Annotated in this window: 2 protein-coding genes; both read left to right on the top strand. The window is 36.4% G+C overall.

Going from position 1 to position 1621, the window contains the following annotated elements:
* The first annotated feature begins 146 nt into the window (after positions 1-146).
* Entirely contained in the window at positions 147-626 is a 480-nt protein-coding gene (locus ACOVQ4_RS11465) for an SRPBCC family protein (protein WP_421820777.1), read from the top strand.
* A 57-nt stretch (positions 627-683) separates the two neighbouring features.
* The gene (locus tag ACOVQ4_RS11460) at positions 684-1520 is read left to right on the top strand and encodes a VOC family protein (protein WP_421820776.1); all 837 of its coding nucleotides are present in this window, start codon (positions 684-686) and stop codon (positions 1518-1520) included.
* Positions 1521-1621 lie beyond the last annotated feature (101 nt).

Below are 1621 nucleotides of genomic sequence, written 5' to 3'. Positions count from 1 at the left end.
GTTAGCCGTTAGCTAGAATAATGGTTAATGGTAAAATCTACTCATAAAGTTGTAGATTTTCTTACCTGGAGACGCAAGGCATTGCGTCTCTACCTTTATGATTTTTTAATTCTCAATTCACTAAATCGCTCATTCACAATTTACAAATGCCTCTGATTCAGCTTCAAACCGAGATAGCCTCCAGCCTTGAAATATGCTTTGATTTGGCCAGAAGCATCGATTTACATACGATTTCAACGGCACATACTCATGAAAAAGCTATTGAAGGAAAAACCACTGGCTTGATTGGATTAGGTGAATTTGTAACTTTTGAAGCAACTCATTTTGGCATAAAACAATATCTTACGGCACACATTACAGCTTTTGAGCGGCCTTATTACTTTAAAGATGAGTTAATCAAAGGTGCTTTTAAATCGTTGACCCATATTCATCGCTTTGAATATGTAGGAGAAAAAGTGCTAATGATAGATTTGTTTGAGTTTGAATCGCCATTAGGGTTTCTTGGGAAATTCGCCAATCGTTTATTCTTGACAAATTATATGACAAAACTTCTTATCGAAAGAAATCGTATCATTAAAGAATTTGCAGAATCTGGGAGATATAAAGAAGTATTAAATCTGATGTAAAATAAGTTTGTATGGATGCCAACGTCTTGAACTAGCACTTAAAATTCAAAAACAATCATGCAAAAGCCTATTTATTCTTGTATTTGGTACAATCACCAAGCCGCAGAGGCTGCTGATTTTTACACAAAATTATTTCCCCAATCATATATTCTGCAACAAAATCCAATGGTAAGCTCTTTTGAGCTGATGGGTACAAAATTTATGGGTTTGAATGGTGGCCCAAAATATAAGCCTAGCCCTGCTTTGTCATATTATGTGTATTGCGGAAGTGAGCAAGAAATAGAGCGATTGTACTCGGCGCTTTTGGAGGGTGGTAATGCCGTAATGCCTCTAGGAGAATATGATTGGAGCAAGAAATACGCATGGCTGAGTGATAAATTTGGCGTTTATTGGCAATTAGATATTCAGGCAATTGAGGCTACTCAAAAAATCGTTCCTACGCTTCTTTTTGCGAATGATAAATTTCTAAAACTCAAAGAGGCCGTCAATCAATATGTAGAGGTTTTTGTCAACTCTAGCATTAAAATTGAATCCTTTTATCCTGCACATTTTAACTTTCCAGAAGCCAGCGTAATGTTTTGCCAATATCAATTAGGCAGTGTTCTTTTCAATGCCATAAGCAGTCCAAACGCACATGATTTTGATTTTTCTCCTGGCAATTCATTCGTTGTTGAGTGTGATACGCAAGAAGAAATAGATGATTACTGGGAAAATTTGGGTAAAAATGGAAGATATGACCAATGTGGTTGGCTCGCAGATCAATATGGTGTTTCTTGGCAGATTGTACCAAGTATTTTACCTCAACTCATGAGCGACCCAGCAAAAAGCAAAAAGGTGGTTCAGGTATTTATGAAAATGCAAAAATTTGATATTCAAACTCTACTTGACGCCTAAACCTGAATTCGCCGACCAATCACAGAACATTTCTACCACTTATCGCAAATTGTTGTGGTGTTCTCTACACATTTCGATATATTGTAGTTAAAACGCTTTCT

It is taken from the genome of Flectobacillus sp., from assembly GCF_049240685.1.
In the GTDB taxonomy this organism is placed as follows: Bacteria; Bacteroidota; Bacteroidia; order Cytophagales; family Spirosomataceae; genus Flectobacillus.
Note: the sequence above shows the minus strand (reverse complement) of the source record. Positions and strands in the feature narration are given on the sequence as shown.

Bases quoted from the DNA above. Each gene is read 5' to 3' on its own strand.
- ACOVQ4_RS11465 (WP_421820777.1), top strand. From the start codon at position 147: ATGCCTCTGATTCAGCTTCAAACCGAGATAGCCTCCAGCCTTGAAATA.
- ACOVQ4_RS11460 (WP_421820776.1), top strand. From the start codon at position 684: ATGCAAAAGCCTATTTATTCTTGTATTTGGTACAATCACCAAGCCGCA.